Raw genomic sequence first — 15,457 nt, forward strand, 5'->3', positions numbered from 1 at the left:
CGGGGCCGTGACGGCCGTGAGCCGGTCACCTGCGGCGCCGTGATGACCCCCCGGTAGAGTGTGCGGGTCGTCATCACGCCCGTACGGGGGGAAGCCGGTGCGAATCCGGCGTCGGCCCTTCCACACTCCCTGTCGTGAACCGCCGTCCCACGGTGGTGAGCCGGATCGCCCCGTACGCGTACGTGTTCGGCTCGCGTCGCCGGGACCTACCGCCCGGTGACCGGCACCGTCGAGGGATACGGAGCCGGAATCCGGTGCCTTTCGCGTGCCGGTGCCCGGCCCCCGCAGGAGAGGCCACCGAAGCCATGACCACCGTTCGCCTCCGTCGCGGCGCCACGGCACTCGCCGCCACCGCCGTGCTGTTGTCCGCCGGCTCCCCGGCCGCGTACGCGGCGCCGTCGCCTGCCCCCTCCCCCTCCGTCCCCGTCGCCGGGATGTACGGCACCGAGGACCCGACGTACGACGGTGTCTGGCGGCAGTCGCTGGCGTTCATGGCCCAGCAGGTGTCCGGCGTCGAGCCCGCCCCGAAGGCCGTCGACTGGCTGCTGGAGCAGCAGTGCGCCAGCGGCGGCTTCGCCTCCTTCCGGCCCGACCCGGGCAAGCCCTGCGGCCCGGCCGCCACATTGGACACGAATGCCACCGCCGTCGCCGTACAGGCGCTGTCCGGGGTCAACAAGCCCGAGGCCGCCGAGGCCGCCGAGCCCGGCACCGACCCGGTCAGCAAGGCCATGGCGGCGGGCGCCGCCTGGCTGAAATCCGTACAGAACAAGGACGGCGGCTGGAGCTACCACCCGGGCGCGCCCAGCGACGCCAACTCCACCTCGCTCGTCATCAGCGCGCTCGCCGCGACCGGCCACCGGCCCGGTGACCTCAGGTCGAGCGGCGGGAAGACCCCGTACGACGCGCTGCTCGGCTTCGCGATCCCCTGCGACGCCGAGCAGGGCGCGGGCGCGTTCGCCTACCAGCCCGACAAGGCCGGCAAGCTCGTCGCGAACGCCGACGCCACCGCCGCCGCCGTGCTCGCCGGGCTCGGCAAGGACCTCCAGACGCGCGGCGCCAAGCCCGACCAGAAGCCCACCTGCGAGACCCCGGCCCAGCAGACGGCCGAGCGCGCCGCCCGCAACGGCGCCGCCTACCTCGCCACCGCCCTCGCCAAGAACGGCCACCTCGACCTGCCGCCGATGCCGGGCACGGAAGCGGGAACGGGGACGGTGACGGGGACGGGGACGCAGGCCGGCGCGCCCCGGCCCGACGTCGGCAACACGGCCGACGCGGTCATCGCCCTCGGCGCGGCCGGGCACATCGGCGCGGCGGCGCCCGCGATGGCGTGGCTGGAGAAGAACGCCACCGCCTGGGCCACGGAGAACGGCCCCGCCGCCTACGCCCAACTGATCCTCGCCGCGCACACGGTGGGCGCCGACGCCCGCGACTTCGGCGGCGTCGACCTCGTACAGCGACTGAACGCGACCGGGCCCGCGCCGAAGTCCGTTCCCCTGGCCGAGGAGCACCAGGAGGACGCGGCGGCGAGCGATGAGCCGGGGTTCAACGTGTGGCTGGCCGTCGCCATCTTCCTGGTCGCCGGCACGGGCATCGGGTTCCTGCTCAGCGGACGCAAGAGGAACCGGCAGCTGTGAGGCGTGCCGTCCGGTCCCTGCCGCTCGTACTCATAGCGGCCGTGCTGAGCGTGTTCGCCGCCGGGCACGCGCAGGCGGCCGGTTACCGCTACTGGTCGTTCTGGGAGAGCGGGACGGGTGGCGGAGAGGGTGCCGAGTGGACGTACGCCACCCAGGGCCCGGCCACCGCCCGGCCCTCCGACGGTGACGTGAACGGCTTCCGGTTCGCGGTGAGCACCGACGCCGCCGACTCGGTGGATGCCGCGCGGCCGCGCCGGGCGCCGGACTTCGCGGCGATCTGCGGTGCGGCCCCCGCCGAGGACGGCACCAAGCGGGTCGGTGTCGTCATCGACTTCGGTACGGCGGCGGACGCGCCGGACGGCTCGGGCACGCCGCCGGAGGCGCGGGTGGCGTGCGCCCGGGTGCCGGAGGACGCGACCAGCGCGGAGGCGCTCGCGGCGGTCGCGAAGCCGCTGCGGTACAACAGCCAGGCCCTGCTGTGCGCGATCGCGGGGTATCCGCGCAGCGGGTGCGGGGAACGGGTCGCGGACGCGGAGCCCACACCGACCGCTGACGCCGGGCGCTCCGCCGAGGGGTCCGGCCCGTCCACCGGCGAGTCCGGCGGCTCCGCCGAGGAATCCGGGCGCCCGTCCGCCGACGAGTCCGGGCCCTCCATCGGTGTCGTCGGCGGTCTCGCCGCCGTCGCCGTCCTGGGCGCCGCCGCCGTGTGGCAGGCGCGCAGTCGGCGCCGATGAGCCTGCGCGCACCCGAGGCGAACCGCTCCAACGCCCTGCACGCCGGCGCCTGGTGGCTGTGGGCGCTGGGCCTGGCCGCCGCCGCGTCCCGTACCACCAACCCGTTGCTGCTGGGCCTGCTCGTCGGCGTCGCGGGGTACGTGGTCGCGGCCCGGCGCACCGACGCGCCATGGGCCCGCTCCTACGGGGCGTTCGTGAAACTGGGCCTCGCGGTGCTCGCCATCCGGCTCGTCTTCTCCGTCGCCCTCGGCTCCCCCGTCCCCGGTACGCACGTGCTGGTCGCGCTCCCCGAAGTGCCGCTGCCCGACTGGGCGCGAGGGGTGCGGATCGGGGGCCGGGTGACCGCCGAGCAGTTGGTGTTCGCGCTGTACGACGGGGCCAAGCTGGCGACGCTGCTGATCTGCGTGGGCGCCGCCAACGCGCTGGCGAATCCGGCGCGGCTGCTGAAGTCGCTGCCGGGCGCGCTGTACGAGGCGGGGGTCGCCGTCGTCGTCGCGATGACGTTCGCGCCCAACATGGTGGCCGACGTGGTGCGGCTGCGGACGGCGCGGCGGCTGCGCGGGCGGCCGACCGGCGGGGTGAGGGCGGTGCTCCAGATCGGACTGCCGGTGCTGGAGGGCGCGTTGGAGCGGTCGGTGGCGGTGGCCGCGTCGATGGACGCGCGCGGGTACGGGCGGACGGCGCCGGTGCCGCCGGTCGTGCGGCACGCGACGACGGCTCTGACGCTCGGCGGGCTGCTCGCGGTGTGCGTCGGGGCGTACGGGCTGCTGGGGGCGGGGGGCGCCGCGTACGCCCTGCCGCTGGTCGGGGCCGGGGTGGTGATGTCGCTGGGCGGGCTGCGGCTGGGCGGCCGCCGTTCGGTACGTACCCGCTACCGGCCCGACCGGTGGGGGGCGCGGGCCTGGCTGGTGGCCGGTTCGGGCGCGGTGGTGGCGGCCCTGGTGACCGCGTCGGACACGCCTGCGCTGCACCCCGGCGTCGTACCGCTCGCCCCGCCGGAGCTGCCGCTGTGGCCGGCGCTCTGCGTTCTCGTGGGCCTGCTGCCCGCGTTCGTGGCCCCGCTGCCGAAGGAGTCCGTGTGATCCGGTTCGACGATGTGACGGTGACGTACGCCGACGCCGGGGCGCCCACGCTGCGGCACGTGGACCTCACCGTCCCGGAAGGCGAACTGGTGCTGCTCGTCGGCCCGTCCGGAGTCGGCAAGTCGACACTGCTGGGCGCGGTGTCGGGTCTGGTCCCGCACTTCACGGGCGGCACCCTGCGCGGCCGGGTCACCGTGGACGGCCGGGACACCCGCACCCACAAGCCGCGTGAACTGGCGGACGTGGTCGGCACCGTGGGCCAGGACCCGCTCGCGCACTTCGTCACCGACACGGTGGAGGACGAGCTCGCGTACGGGATGGAGTCGCTGGGCCTGCCGCCCTCGGTGATGCGGCGCCGTGTGGAGGAGACGCTCGACCTGCTGGGCCTGGCGGATCTGCGGGACCGGCCGATCGCCACGCTGTCGGGCGGCCAGCGGCAGCGGGTCGCGATCGGCTCGGTGCTCACCCCGCACCCGAAGGTGCTGGTCCTGGACGAGCCGACGTCGGCGCTCGACCCGGCGGCGGCGGAAGAGGTCCTGGCGGTGCTGCAACGGCTGGTCCACGACCTGGGCACGACCGTGTTGATGGCCGAGCACCGGCTCGAACGGGTGGTGCAGTACGCGGACCTGGTCGCCCTGCTGCCCGCCCCGGGCGCCCCGGTGCTGCTCGGCCCGCCGGCCGACGTCATGGCCGTGTCCCCGGTCCACCCCCCGGTCGTCGCCCTGTCACGCCTCGCGGGCTGGAGCCCGCCGCCGCTCACGGTCCGCGACGCCAGGCGCCGGGCCGAGCCCTTGCGCGCCCGGCTCGCGGGCCTGGCCCCGGACTCCCCGCCTGCGGAGGCGGGTGCGGACGCGGGTGCGGGTGCGGGTGCGGCTGGGGGCGGGGATGGGGGTGGGGGTACGGCCGGGGCTGGGGCCGGGGCTGGGGCCGGGGTTGGGGGTACGGCTGGGGCTGGGGGTACGGCTGGGGATGTGCCGGGCGCGCGGGCGCGGGGGCTTTTCGGGGGGCGGCGGCGGCCGTGGACGCGGTGGCGCGGCGAGGCGGAGCCGGCCGCCGCCGACGCGTCCGGGCTCGTCGCCGTCGAAGGGCTCGGCATGCGGCGGGGCCGGGTCGAGGCGCTGCGGGGCGTCGGCCTGGCCGTGCGGGCGGGCGAGACCGTGGCGCTCATGGGGCGCAACGGCGCCGGTAAGTCGACCCTGCTGGGGGCGCTGGTCGGGATGGTCGAGCCCGCGTCCGGCAGCGTCCTCGTGGGCGGCCGCGTTCCGCACCGTACGCCGCCGCGCGAGCTGATCCGGCACGTCGGGCTCGTACCGCAGGAGCCGCGCGATCTGCTGTACGCCGACACCGTCGCGGCCGAGTGCGCGGCCGCCGACGCGGACGCGGGCGCCGAGCCGGGGGCGTGCCGGACCCTGGTGTCCGAGTTGCTGCCGGGCGTACCGGACGGCACCCACCCCCGTGACCTGTCCGAGGGGCAGCGGCTCGCGCTGGCCCTGGCCGTCGTGCTGACCGCGCGGCCCCCGCTGCTGCTGCTCGACGAGCCGACCCGGGGGCTGGACTACGCGGCGAAGGCCCGGCTGGTCGCCGCCTTGAAGGGGCTGGCCGCCGACGGGCACGCCATCGTGATGGCGACGCACGACGTGGAGCTGGCCGCGGAGCTGGCGCACCGGGTGGTGATCCTCGCCGACGGCGAGGTCGTCGCGGACGGGCCGACCCACGAGGTCGTGGTGTCCTCGCCCGCCTTCGCCCCGCAGGTCGCGAAGATCCTGGCCCCACTGCCCTGGCTGACCGTCTCCCAGGTGGAAGCGGCCCTGGCGGAGGCGGCCCTGTGAGCGCCCGGCGTCCGGTACGCCTCGGGCCGCGTTCGGTCGCCGCCCTCGTACTGATCAGCGCCATCGGGGTCGTCGCCTTCGGCTGGCCGCTGCTCGCGGCGGGCACATCCGGGCTGGCGGGCCACTCCCAGGACGCGCCGTGGCTGCTGGCGGTGCTGCTGCCGCTGCTGGTCGCGGTCGTCGTGGCGACCATCGCCGACTGCGGTATGGACGCCAAGGCGGTGGCGATGCTGGGTGTGCTGGCCGCTGTCGGCGCTGCGCTGCGGCCGCTGGGGGCGGGCACGGCGGGCCTGGAGCCGATGTTCTTCCTGATGGTGCTGAGCGGCCGGGTGCTGGGCCCGGGCTTCGGTTTCGTACTCGGCGCGGTGACCATGTTCGCGTCGGCTCTGCTCACGGGCGGGGTGGGCCCGTGGATGCCGTTCCAGATGCTCTCGATGGGCTGGTTCACGATGGGCGCCGGACTGCTGCCGGGCGCCGGGCCGGGTCCGCGGGACGGTGGGGCGCGTCCGGGGAGCGGCGCGCTGCGGGGCCGCGGCGAGGTGCTGATGCTGGCGGTGTACGGGGCGGTGGCGGCGTTCGCGTACGGGACCGTCATGAACCTTCAGGGCTGGGTGACCCTGCACGGCATGAGCAGCGGCATCTCCTTCCATCCCGGTGACCCGGTGCACGAGAACCTGGTGCGGTTCCTGGCGTACTGCGCGGCGACGTCGCTGGGCTGGGACCTGGGGAGGGCCGCCCTCACCGCCGTACTGACCCTGACCATCGGATCGACGGTCCTGAAGGCGCTGCGCCGTGCGACTCGGCGGGCCGCGTTCGAGGCGCAGGTCACATTCGAAGGCACCCATAGGGGACGAAAGGGCCTTGAAGGGGCCGCTGGGCGTGAGGCCCCCCACAGGACGCACGTCACAAACGAAGCGGAATAGTGGTCCGAGGAGTTCCGTGCGGGCGGCGGATTGCCCCGTGACGACCTGCGCCTATCGGTGCCGTATGGAATGCGCTCGGCCGCCGTGAGTCCGGGGGCGCCTAGTAACAGGGGTCGTTGCGGCGGCCGGACCGCCCTGCTTCTCTGGTGATGTCGCCGGGCGCGGCTCGCATCGCAGCGCCCCTGGCAGCCTTCCCCCCTCGCCCCTGGCGTGGATTCGGCATGCCCGGGCGACGTCCCATGTCCCCGACGTTAGGTCACCTACGTGTTCCGCTCGCTCGTCAGCCGCTTCTCCGCCCGTCCCACGTCCTTCGCCGCCGGTGCGGCCGTGCTGCTCGGCGCGACCGGTGCGGTGCTGGGTACGACCGCTCCGGCTTCGGCCGCCTCGGCGCAGGACATCGCGGAGAAGATGGTCCCGGCCGGCCAGTACCAGTGCTTCAGCAACATCGTGGAGCACGAGTCCGGCTGGAACCCGTCCGCGACGAACGCCTCCTCCGGCGCCTACGGCCTGGTGCAGGCGCTGCCGGCCTCGAAGATGTCGTCGGCCGGCTCGGACTGGAAGACCAACCCGGCCACCCAGATCGAGTGGGGCCTCGACTACATGAACGACCGTTACGGCAGCCCGTGCGGCGCGTGGAACTTCTGGCAGGCCAACGGCTGGTACTGACCGGCCGGCAGGTCAATGACCAGGTGAACGACGGCGCGGGCCCCGGTGCATCACGCACCGGGGCCCGCGTGCTGTCGCGCCCTGCGCCTGAACCGGTGGCGCGGTCGCCGGTCGCCGGTCTCCGTGTCTCCGGTCGCCGGGCCGGTCGCCGGTCGCCGGTCGCCGGTCAACGCTCTCCGGTTGCCGGTCTCCGGTCTCCGGACATGCCGATCCAGACGTGCCGACGACGCTCTGGAAGCGGGTTCGCGTACGTTCGGCGGCATGACCGAAGAGCGATGGACCGCCGTGGACGACTACCTCACCGACATGCTGGCACCCGCCGACGACGCCCTGGCCGCCGCGCTCGCCGACAGCGACGCGGCGGGCCTCCCGGCGATCGGTGTGACACCCCCGCAGGGCAAACTGCTGAACCTGCTGGCCCGTACGCAGGGCGCGCGCACGATCCTGGAGATCGGCACGCTCGGCGGCTACAGCACTATCTGGCTGGCCCGCGCGCTGCCCGCGGACGGCAGGCTGATCTCGCTGGAGTACAACCCGGCGCACGCCGACGTCGCCCGCGCGAACCTCGCGAGGGCCGGGCTCGACACGCGCGTCGAGGTGCGCACGGGCGCGGCCCTGGACACCCTGCCACGGCTGGCCGACGAGGGCGCGGGCCCCTTCGACCTCGTCTTCATCGACGCCGACAAGCCGAACAACCCGCGGTACGTGGAGTGGTCGCTGAGGCTGACCCGGCCGGGCAGCCTGATCGTCCTCGACAACGTCGTACGCGGCGGCGCCATCACGGACGCCACGAGCACCGACGAATCGGTGCGCGCCACCCGCGAGTTGTTCGACCTGGTGGCCCGCGACCCCCGCCTGGACGCGACGGCGATCCAGACGGTGGGGGCGAAGGGCTACGACGGGATGCTGCTGGCGCGCGTGGTGGACTGAGCCGGGCTCTGCTGCCGGGCTCCGCTGCCCGGCCGCCGCCGCCCGTCACAGGCGCAGGAGACGCTCCGTCATCTCCCGGTACGCCCGCAGGGTGACGCGCAGGTGCTCCGTGTCGGTGGCGCCCTCCCGGCCGTCCCAGCCGGTGCGCAGGGAGCGGCGGCGTTCGGCGAGCGCGGTGGTGAGGTGGTCGGCGGCCGTTTCGAGCACGCCGGCCGCTTCCTCGACCGCGCGTTGCGGGCTGTCGACGAACCCGGTGAGGGCCTGCTGCATGCGCTGAGCGAGCGCGTCGCGTTCACCCGCCCGCAGCAGGAGCCCGTTGGCCGGGGGCTGGGTGGCCGGGGAGGCGGCGGGCGTGGGCTGGGCGGCCGGGCCCGCGGCGGGCGCGGGCGTGGGCGTGGCCGTCGCGGCGGCCCTGTCGGCGGGGGCGCCGGCCATGGGGTGGGCGTCCGGGGAGCGGGCCGTCATGGGCTCGGCGACCGGGGACTCGGCGCCCGGGGACTTGGCGGCCATGGGGTCGGCGGCCCGGGACTCGGCGCCCGGCGACTTGGGGGCTGGTTCGGGACGCATCAGGCGCCACTCCCCTTCGGCCACGTCGCGTGGAACCGATGACCGCGACCGGCCGCCTGGCGCGGCGCGTGGCGGGCGTGGTCCTCGGGGTGCTCGGCGACCAGCGCCTCGAAGAGCCGCCGCGCCTCGACCATCGCCTCACGCAGCTCCTCGGTGTCGCTCTCGTGGTGCGCGTCCGCGCGGGCGGCACGGTGCACGTGACGGTAGCCGTCCACGTAGTGGCCGTGGTGCACGGACAGCGCGGCGATCTGCTCCTCGTACGCCGACGCCTCCGGGAAGCCACGGTCCTGGGCCAGCCGGCCCAGCAGCCGGTCGGCCTCGGCGACGGCCGGGAGCGGGGCGTCCACGAACTGCTCCTGCAAGCCGGTCCAGAGCGCCACGTACTGCTCCCGCGCCTCACGCGACAGCGGACGCGTCCGCAGGGCGCCGTGGCGCTCGACGCGCTCGGCGAGTTCACGTTCCGCGGCCTTGACGTCACCGTCGTGCCGGGCGACCGTCCGTTCGTACTCGGGGCCGAACCTGCGTTTCAGCCCGCGCCCCCGCCGGCCTCCCGACCTTCCCGGTCCGATGTACAGGACGGCGGCCACCACGGCGACGAAGACGACGAGCAGGGCGACGACGATCAGAACAGTGGACATGACTGCCTTCCCTCGTTCCAGGGTCAGGGACTGTTCGTGGGGCGGGTTGCCGCAAAACGATTGGCCAAACGGCCGCCCCCGGGATACAGACGGTCCATGACCACCGCCAACTGGGCCATCGCCCCCGAGCGTTACGACACGCCCGACGCCACCGCGCTGCGCCGCGCCTACTACGGCGAGGTCGCCGGCCGCTACTGGCGGCGCCCGGCCACGGCGGCGGAGATCGACGAGGGGCTCACCAACGACGGTGTCGCGGAACTGGCGCCGCCCACGGGCCAGTTCATGGTGGGCCGCATGGACGGCGTACCGGCCGCCTGCGGCGGTGTGCGCCTCCTGGACGCCGAACGCGCGGAACTCACCCGCGTCTTCATACGCCCCGCCTTCCGCGGCACCGGCGGCGCCGCGCTCCTGATGGCGGCCCTGGAGTCCGCCGCGACGCGGCTCGGCGCCCGCCGCATGGTGCTCAACACCCGCCTCGACCTCACCGAGGCGCGCGCCCTCTACACCCGCGGCGGCTACCGCGAGATCCCCGCGTACTGCGAGGGCCCATACATGGAAATCTGGTACGGCAAGGACCTCATCCACTCCCCCGGCTCCCCCGGCTGACCGGGTTTCCGCTGATCACCGATCGGCCGCCGCCCGATAACTTTTTGACCCGTCCACTTCAGGCCATCTACATTCCGCGCTGGCTCGTTCCTTCCGGGACCGGCCCCACCGCTCATCCCTGGGGAACCCATGCACTGGTACGTCGACGTTCTCAAGAAGTACGCCACCTTCAGCGGCCGCGCCCGCCGCAAGGAATACTGGATGTTCACGCTCATCAGCACGGTCATCTACGCCGTGCTGGCGGTCATCGACGTCAGCCTCATCGGCAGCGGCGTCATCGCCGGGATCTACGGACTCGCCGTCCTCCTCCCCACCCTGGCTGTCGCCGTCCGCCGCCTCCACGACACCGGCCGCTCCGGCTGGTGGCTGTTCATCAGCCTCGTCCCGCTCGTGGGCGGCATCATCCTGCTGGTCTTCCTGGCCAGCGAGGGCAAGCCGGAGGCCAACGAGCACGGCCCGAACCCGAAGTTCGCCGACGCGGCGGACCCGAAGGTCGCCGACGCGGCTGTCTGACACCCGCACACCCGCACGCGCAGGACCCAGTGGCCCGTCAGCCGGAGGAGGCTGACGGGCCACCGTCGTCGTATGCGCCTGGATGCACAGGCTGTGGTTCACAGGCTGTGGTTCACAGCCTGTGGTTGCGGCGGGGCTCCGGCGTGCGGGGACGTTCCCGCTGCGAGCCGCACAGCTCCGCCGTCAGCTCCTTGACCAACTGCACCAGGTCCGTGGGCCGGTCCGGGCCCCACCAGTCGCCCAGCAGCTCGGCGAGGGACTCCTCGCGGGCGCGGGCCAGGCGTACCGCCGCCTCCAGCCCCCGTTCGGTGAGCATCAGTTGGAGCCCTTCCCGGCGGGCGAGGCCGCGCTCCTCCACCTGCCGGGCCGCCTCGGTGATCACCTTGAGCGGTACGGGGGTGGTGTCGGCGAGCAGGCCGGGCTCCACGGTCCCGTGCCGCCTGATGCGCAGCAGCAGCCAGCTCGCGGCGGGCAGCAGGTCGAGCCCGGCGCGCTCGGTGATCTTCTCGTAGATCGCCTTGCGTCCCTCGCGCGACCCGAGCACCGACAGGGCGCGGGCCGCCTCCTCGTACGAGGAGCGCTCCACCGGATTGGAGGCGAAGGTCTCGCTCGGGTCGGGCGCGGTGACCGCGCCGCGCAGCCGGTCCTCCTTGAGCAGCCAGGCGACGAGGAAGGCGAGGACGACGACGGGCGCCGCGTACAGGAAGACGTCGGTGATGGAGGTCGCGTACGCGTGCAGCACACCGGGGCGCAGCGCGGCCGGCAGTTCGGCGATGGCGCGCGGGTCGGCGGCGAGCCGGTCGGCGCTCGCGCCGGGCGGGACCTCCTGCCCGGCGAGGGCGTCGGCGAGTTTGCCGGTGAGCCGGTTGGTGAAGACGGTGCCGAAGATGGCGACGCCGAAGGACGCGCCGATGGAGCGGAAGAAGGTCGCCCCGGAGGTGGCGACGCCGAGGTCCCCGTACGCGACGGCGTTCTGCACCACCAGCACCAGCACCTGCATGACGAGGCCGAGTCCGGCGCCGAAGACGAAGAAGTACAGGCTCAGCTCCCAGTCGGAGCTTGTTTCCCTCATGCGGTGCAGCAGCACCAGTCCGGCCGCGGTGACGGCGGTGCCCACGATGGGGAAGACCTTCCAGCGACCGGTGCGGCTGACGATCTGACCGGAGACGGTGGAGGTGAGCAGCATGCCGAAGACCATCGGCAGCATGTGCACCCCGGACATGGTCGGCGTGACGCCCCGTACGACCTGGAGGAACGTCGGCAGGTAGGTCATCGCGCCGAACATCGCGAACCCGACGATGAAGCTGATGACCGAGACCAGCGTGAAGGTACGGATCCGGAAGAGCTTCAGCGGCAGGACCGGCTCGGCGGCGCGCCTCTCGACGTACACGAACCAGACGAGCAGCACGGCGCCCAGGGCGGCGAGGCCGATGATCTGCGGGGAGCCCCATGCCCACGTCGTGCCGCCGAGGGACGCCACGAGGATGAGGCAGGTGGCGACGGAGGCGATGAGGAAGGTGCCGAGGTAGTCGATGGTGTGACGGGTGGCGCGCACCGGAATGTGCAGGACGGCGGCGATGACGAAGAGCGCGACGATGCCGACGGGCAGGTTGATGTAGAACACCCAGCGCCAGGAGAGGTGTTGGGTGAACAGGCCGCCGAGCAGCGGTCCGAGCACGCTGGTGGCGCCGAAGACGGCACCGAAGAGGCCCTGGTACTTGCCGCGTTCGCGCGGTGCGACGAGGTCGCCGACGATCGCCATGGACAGCACCATGAGCCCGCCGCCGCCCAGGCCCTGGACGGCGCGGAAGGCGATGAGCTCGGGCATGTTCCGCGCGATGCCGCACAGCGCGGAGCCGATGAGGAAGATGACGATGGCGGCCTGGAACAGCTTCTTGCGGCCGTACTGGTCGCCGAGCTTGCCCCACAGGGGCGTGGCGGCGGTCGAGGCGAGCAGGTAGGCGGTGACGACCCAGGACAGGTGCTCCATGCCGCCGAGTTCGCTGACGATGGTCGGCAGGGCGGTGGAGACGATGGTCTGGTCGAGCGCGGCCAGCAGCATGCCGAGCAGCAGGGCACCGATGGCCACCAGCACGCCGCGCCGGCTGTGGCCCTCGCCGGGGGCGGGGCTGGTGGCGGGGGTGGTCACTTCCTGCGCCATGGATGGTTCTCCCTCGTCATCGCGTCGCCCGTCACCTCGCCTTGTCGTCCTCTCGCCCTCTCGCCCTCTCGCCCTCGCGTCTCCTTTTCCTCTCGCTCTTTCGCCCTCTCGCTTCTTTCGCCCTCTCTCCCTCTTGTCGCCTTGTCGTCTTTTCGGCAGGACCGACGCGTACCCCTCCTGTCCCATCCCATCCTGAGCTTTTTGTGCCGGTACGGCCCGCCGGGGGGCAGCAGGGGGCCGGACGATGGTCCCGTCGCGCCGCCGGGGGGCTGCATAATCGCTCGCAGTTCGAGGGGAGGGGCCCACATTGACGGGACAGGTCTGTCCTGAGTGCGGTACGCCGCGAGGCGGCCACGGCGGCGGCTGCCATTGCGCATCCATGGACGACACGCTGGGGATACGCCCGTACGTGCACCTGCGTGCGGAGCCGGACGCTCAGCCTCCGCACCCCACGCACCCCACGCAACCCGCGTCGCCGTACGCGCCGCCGTACCCGCCCTCGTACCCGCCCTCGTACGCGCCTGCGGCGCCGACGATGCCGCTGTACGTCCCGCTGGAGCCCGAACTGGTGCCGTTGCGGGAGGCGGAACCGCCGCCCGGCTCGCGGGCCGCGACACGGGCCGGGGCGCGCGAGCGGGCACGGGACCAGGCGCGGGCGCGGAGCCGTGCGCGCCGCTCGTACGCCGTGATCGGCGCCGTGGCGGCGGTGGTCGCCGTGGTGGGCGTGGCGGCCTTCGCGGGCGGGCTGTTCGGCGGGGAGCGGGAGGCGGACCGGTTGCTTCCCGACCTGGCGCCGAGCATGCCCCCCTGGCCGAGCGGGTCTCCGGAGGGGCCGCCCTCGGTCGCGACCGGCACGGCCACGCCCTCGGGGGCGGCGACCGCCTCCGTATCGGCATCCGCGTCCGGCGACGCCTCCCCCTCGCCGTCCGCCTCCGCTCCCACGCCCGCGTCCGCCTCGCCGTCCCTGTTCGGTGCGCCGTCGGCGGGGACACCGGCGGACGGGGCGCCCGAGCCCGTGGCCGGGCCGGTCACCGCGCCGCCCCCGTCGCCCTCCCGTACCGGCCCGCCCAGCGCCGCGCCGCCGCCCGAGGAGGAGCCGACGCTGCGGCGCGGCGACCGGGGGCCGGAGGTCACGGAACTCCAGCAGCGGCTGCGCCAGGCCGGGCTGTACGACGGGCCGATGAACGGGCGCTACAACGCGGCCGTGGAGGAGGGGGTCACCCGCTACCAGCAGGCCAGGGACCTGCGCGCCGACGGATGGGGCGTGTACGGGCCGGAGACCCGCCGGGCGCTGGAGGCGGAGACGACCGGCCGCTGACCCGGAGGCTGCCCCGGGGCCGCCCCAGGGCGCCCCAGGCCGCGGCCGGGCCAGGCCCTCCCGGCCGGACTTCAACGGATGCGCCCGCGGGCTGGCGCTCGACGCCCTTTGTTTTGTATCGTTGAGGAACAAAGTGGTCCGCCCGTATACCCTGACCGGCGGGCGGGCCGCTTCGTACTCCTCCCCTTCCTCCGGGAGACCCCTTCCCCCGGGAGACCCCTTCCCCCATGGAAACCCCTTCCCCCCGTGGAGCCCCGATGACGTCCGCCGCGCCCGCCCTGACCGCCCGGGCCCTCCTCCTCGACATGGACGGCACGCTCGTCAACTCCGACGCGGTGGTGGAGCGCTGCTGGCGCCGCTGGGCGGTACGGCACGGGCTCGACCCGGAGGAGGCCCTGAAGGTCGTCCACGGCCGCCAGGGCTACGCGACCATGGCCGTCCTGCTGCCCGACCGCCCCATGACCCAGAACCACGCCGACAATCGCGTGATGCTCGCCGAGGAGACCGCCGACCTCGACGGTGTCGTCCCGATCGACGGCGCGCCCGACTTCATGGCCGCCGTCGCCGCCCTCCCGCACGCCCTGGTCACCTCGGCCGACGAGGCGCTGGCACAGGCCCGGATGGGCGCGGCGGGGCTGCCGATGCCGGACGTGCGCGTGACCGCCGAGCGGGTGGGCGCGAGCAAGCCGGACCCGGAAGGCTTCCTGAAGGGCGCGGCCGAGCTGGGCTTCGCACCGGCGGACTGCGTGGTGTTCGAGGACTCCGAGGCGGGCATCCAGGCGGGCCGCGCCGCCGGGATGCGCGTGGTGGGCGTCGGGCCCCGCGCGCGAGCGTTCCGCCCCGACGTCCACGTACCGGACCTGACCCGGGTGCGTGTGGAGGCGGGCGACGGCGGGACGATCCGCCTGCACATCACCGCCGTCTGACCGTCTGACCGTCTGACGCTTACGGCGCCAGCGCCTCGTACAGGCTGAAGCCCGCCAGCGCGAGCATCAGGCAGGCGGCGACCCTCGTGATCAGCCGCAGCGGTACGTACTTCATCAGCGTCCGCCCGCCCAGGATGCCGATCCCGGCCACCGCCCACAGGGCGAGTACGGCGCCGAGGCCCACGGAGAGCGGGTTGTCGTAGCGGGCGGCGAGGTTCGCGGTCATGATCTGCGTCAGGTCGCCGAACTCCGCCACCAGGATCAGCATGAAGCCCGCCCCGGACACCTTGCAGAACGACTGGTCGGCCGGGGCCTTGATGTGCTCCTCGTCGCCGTCGCCCTTCTTCAGCAGCAGCATCGCCGCGCCCGCCAGGAACAGCACGCCCACCAGGGCCTGCACGAGCCGGTGCGGGAGCAGGGTCAGGACGCTGCCGGCGGCGACGGCGAGGGTGACGTGGACGGCGAAGGCGGCGGCGACGCCCGCGAAGACGTAGGACGCGCGGTAGCGGGTGCCCAGCATGAGGCCGGCGAGGGCGGTCTTGTCGGGGAGTTCGGCGAGGAAGACGACGCCGAAGGTGATCGCCATGATCGTGAGGCTGAGCACGGGATGGGTTCCTCAATCGGTCGGGCTCCGCCGCGCCGAGAAGTGACGTGTCAGGGGTCGCTTCGGCACGGCAGGGCCATGGGCATGGATGAGCACGCATGGACACTGCTGTTGCCGAAGGTCTCGCTGGCCCGCCGCTCGCGGCGTGCCTCCGGGCGCCGGCCGGGCACGAGGCCCAGCAGTATGTCGACGTTCCGGCGAAGAGCTACTCCCCTTCTGCACGGTCCAGGGTACGCGACGGGTGCCGCCGCCCCGTGCCCGCCCCTGGCGCGGGCGGGGCCTGGGCGGGGGCCCGGGCGGGGCCTGGGCGCGGCCCTGGGCGCGGC

15 protein-coding genes are annotated in these 15,457 nt (G+C 74.1%); 11 read left to right on the forward strand and 4 right to left on the reverse strand.

The annotated features are described in order from the left end of the window. The first annotated feature begins 305 nt into the window (after positions 1–305). The 7 genes from QWM81_RS28255 to QWM81_RS28285 all read left to right on the forward strand — a co-directional run bounded on the left by QWM81_RS28255 (position 306) and on the right by QWM81_RS28285 (position 7,798). Positions 306–1,634 carry an SCO2321 family membrane protein gene (locus QWM81_RS28255; protein WP_290115286.1) on the forward strand — a complete coding sequence of 443 codons (1,329 nt, stop codon included), beginning with the start codon at positions 306–308 and terminating at the stop codon, positions 1,632–1,634. Next, on the forward strand, positions 1,631–2,368 hold the full coding sequence (locus tag QWM81_RS28260; RefSeq protein WP_290115287.1) for an SCO2322 family protein: 738 nt from the start codon (positions 1,631–1,633) through the stop codon (positions 2,366–2,368). The genes QWM81_RS28255 and QWM81_RS28260 overlap by 4 nt, the downstream gene beginning before the upstream one ends. Next, positions 2,365–3,450, forward strand: coding sequence for an energy-coupling factor transporter transmembrane component T (locus QWM81_RS28265; RefSeq protein WP_290115288.1), 1,086 nt, complete (start codon positions 2,365–2,367; stop codon positions 3,448–3,450). The genes QWM81_RS28260 and QWM81_RS28265 overlap by 4 nt, the downstream gene beginning before the upstream one ends. Next, a complete protein-coding gene (locus QWM81_RS28270) occupies positions 3,447–5,279 on the forward strand; it encodes an ABC transporter ATP-binding protein (RefSeq protein ID WP_290115289.1) in 1,833 nt (610 codons plus the stop codon). The genes QWM81_RS28265 and QWM81_RS28270 overlap by 4 nt, the downstream gene beginning before the upstream one ends. Then, positions 5,276–6,202 (forward strand): ECF transporter S component, encoded by a 927-nt coding sequence (locus tag QWM81_RS28275; protein ID WP_290115291.1) that lies wholly within the window; start codon positions 5,276–5,278, stop codon positions 6,200–6,202. The genes QWM81_RS28270 and QWM81_RS28275 overlap by 4 nt, the downstream gene beginning before the upstream one ends. A 264-nt stretch (positions 6,203–6,466) precedes the next feature. Further along, positions 6,467–6,868 carry an aggregation-promoting factor C-terminal-like domain-containing protein gene (locus QWM81_RS28280; RefSeq protein WP_290115293.1) on the forward strand — a complete coding sequence of 134 codons (402 nt, stop codon included), beginning with the start codon at positions 6,467–6,469 and terminating at the stop codon, positions 6,866–6,868. A 261-nt stretch (positions 6,869–7,129) separates the two neighbouring features. Continuing rightward, positions 7,130–7,798, forward strand: coding sequence for an O-methyltransferase (locus tag QWM81_RS28285; protein ID WP_290115295.1), 669 nt, complete (start codon positions 7,130–7,132; stop codon positions 7,796–7,798). Between the two features lie 45 nt (positions 7,799–7,843). Here the strand turns inward: QWM81_RS28285 and QWM81_RS28290 are convergent, their stop codons facing one another. Then, positions 7,844–8,365, reverse strand: coding sequence for a hypothetical protein (locus QWM81_RS28290; protein WP_290115297.1), 522 nt, complete (start codon positions 8,363–8,365; stop codon positions 7,844–7,846). Next, positions 8,365–9,003, reverse strand: coding sequence for a hypothetical protein (locus QWM81_RS28295; RefSeq protein WP_290115299.1), 639 nt, complete (start codon positions 9,001–9,003; stop codon positions 8,365–8,367). The genes QWM81_RS28290 and QWM81_RS28295 overlap by 1 nt, the downstream gene beginning before the upstream one ends. A 96-nt stretch (positions 9,004–9,099) precedes the next feature. Between QWM81_RS28295 and QWM81_RS28300 the strand changes: the two genes are divergently transcribed. Both QWM81_RS28300 and QWM81_RS28305 read left to right on the forward strand, forming a co-directional pair. Continuing rightward, complete coding sequence (locus QWM81_RS28300) at positions 9,100–9,609, forward strand: GNAT family N-acetyltransferase (protein ID WP_290115301.1); 510 nt, start codon at positions 9,100–9,102, stop codon at positions 9,607–9,609. A gap of 129 nt (positions 9,610–9,738) precedes the next feature. Then, on the forward strand, positions 9,739–10,122 hold the full coding sequence (locus QWM81_RS28305; protein ID WP_290115303.1) for a DUF805 domain-containing protein: 384 nt from the start codon (positions 9,739–9,741) through the stop codon (positions 10,120–10,122). A gap of 112 nt (positions 10,123–10,234) precedes the next feature. Here QWM81_RS28305 and QWM81_RS28310 read toward each other — a convergent pair whose 3' ends face one another. After that, complete coding sequence (locus QWM81_RS28310; protein WP_290115305.1) at positions 10,235–12,283, reverse strand: MDR family MFS transporter; 2,049 nt, start codon at positions 12,281–12,283, stop codon at positions 10,235–10,237. Positions 12,284–12,662: 379 nt separating this feature from the next. Between QWM81_RS28310 and QWM81_RS28315 the strand changes: the two genes are divergently transcribed. Then, complete coding sequence (locus QWM81_RS28315) at positions 12,663–13,601, forward strand: peptidoglycan-binding domain-containing protein (protein WP_290115307.1); 939 nt, start codon at positions 12,663–12,665, stop codon at positions 13,599–13,601. 257 nt (positions 13,602–13,858) lie between these two features. Beyond that, positions 13,859–14,527, forward strand: coding sequence for an HAD family hydrolase (locus tag QWM81_RS28320; protein ID WP_290115308.1), 669 nt, complete (start codon positions 13,859–13,861; stop codon positions 14,525–14,527). A gap of 19 nt (positions 14,528–14,546) precedes the next feature. Here QWM81_RS28320 and QWM81_RS28325 read toward each other — a convergent pair whose 3' ends face one another. Then, positions 14,547–15,131 carry a TMEM165/GDT1 family protein gene (locus tag QWM81_RS28325; RefSeq protein ID WP_290115309.1) on the reverse strand — a complete coding sequence of 195 codons (585 nt, stop codon included), beginning with the start codon at positions 15,129–15,131 and terminating at the stop codon, positions 14,547–14,549. Positions 15,132–15,457 lie beyond the last annotated feature (326 nt).

This window comes from Streptomyces ficellus, from assembly GCF_030406405.1.
GTDB classification, from domain to species: Bacteria; Actinomycetota; Actinomycetes; order Streptomycetales; family Streptomycetaceae; genus Streptomyces; species Streptomyces ficellus_B.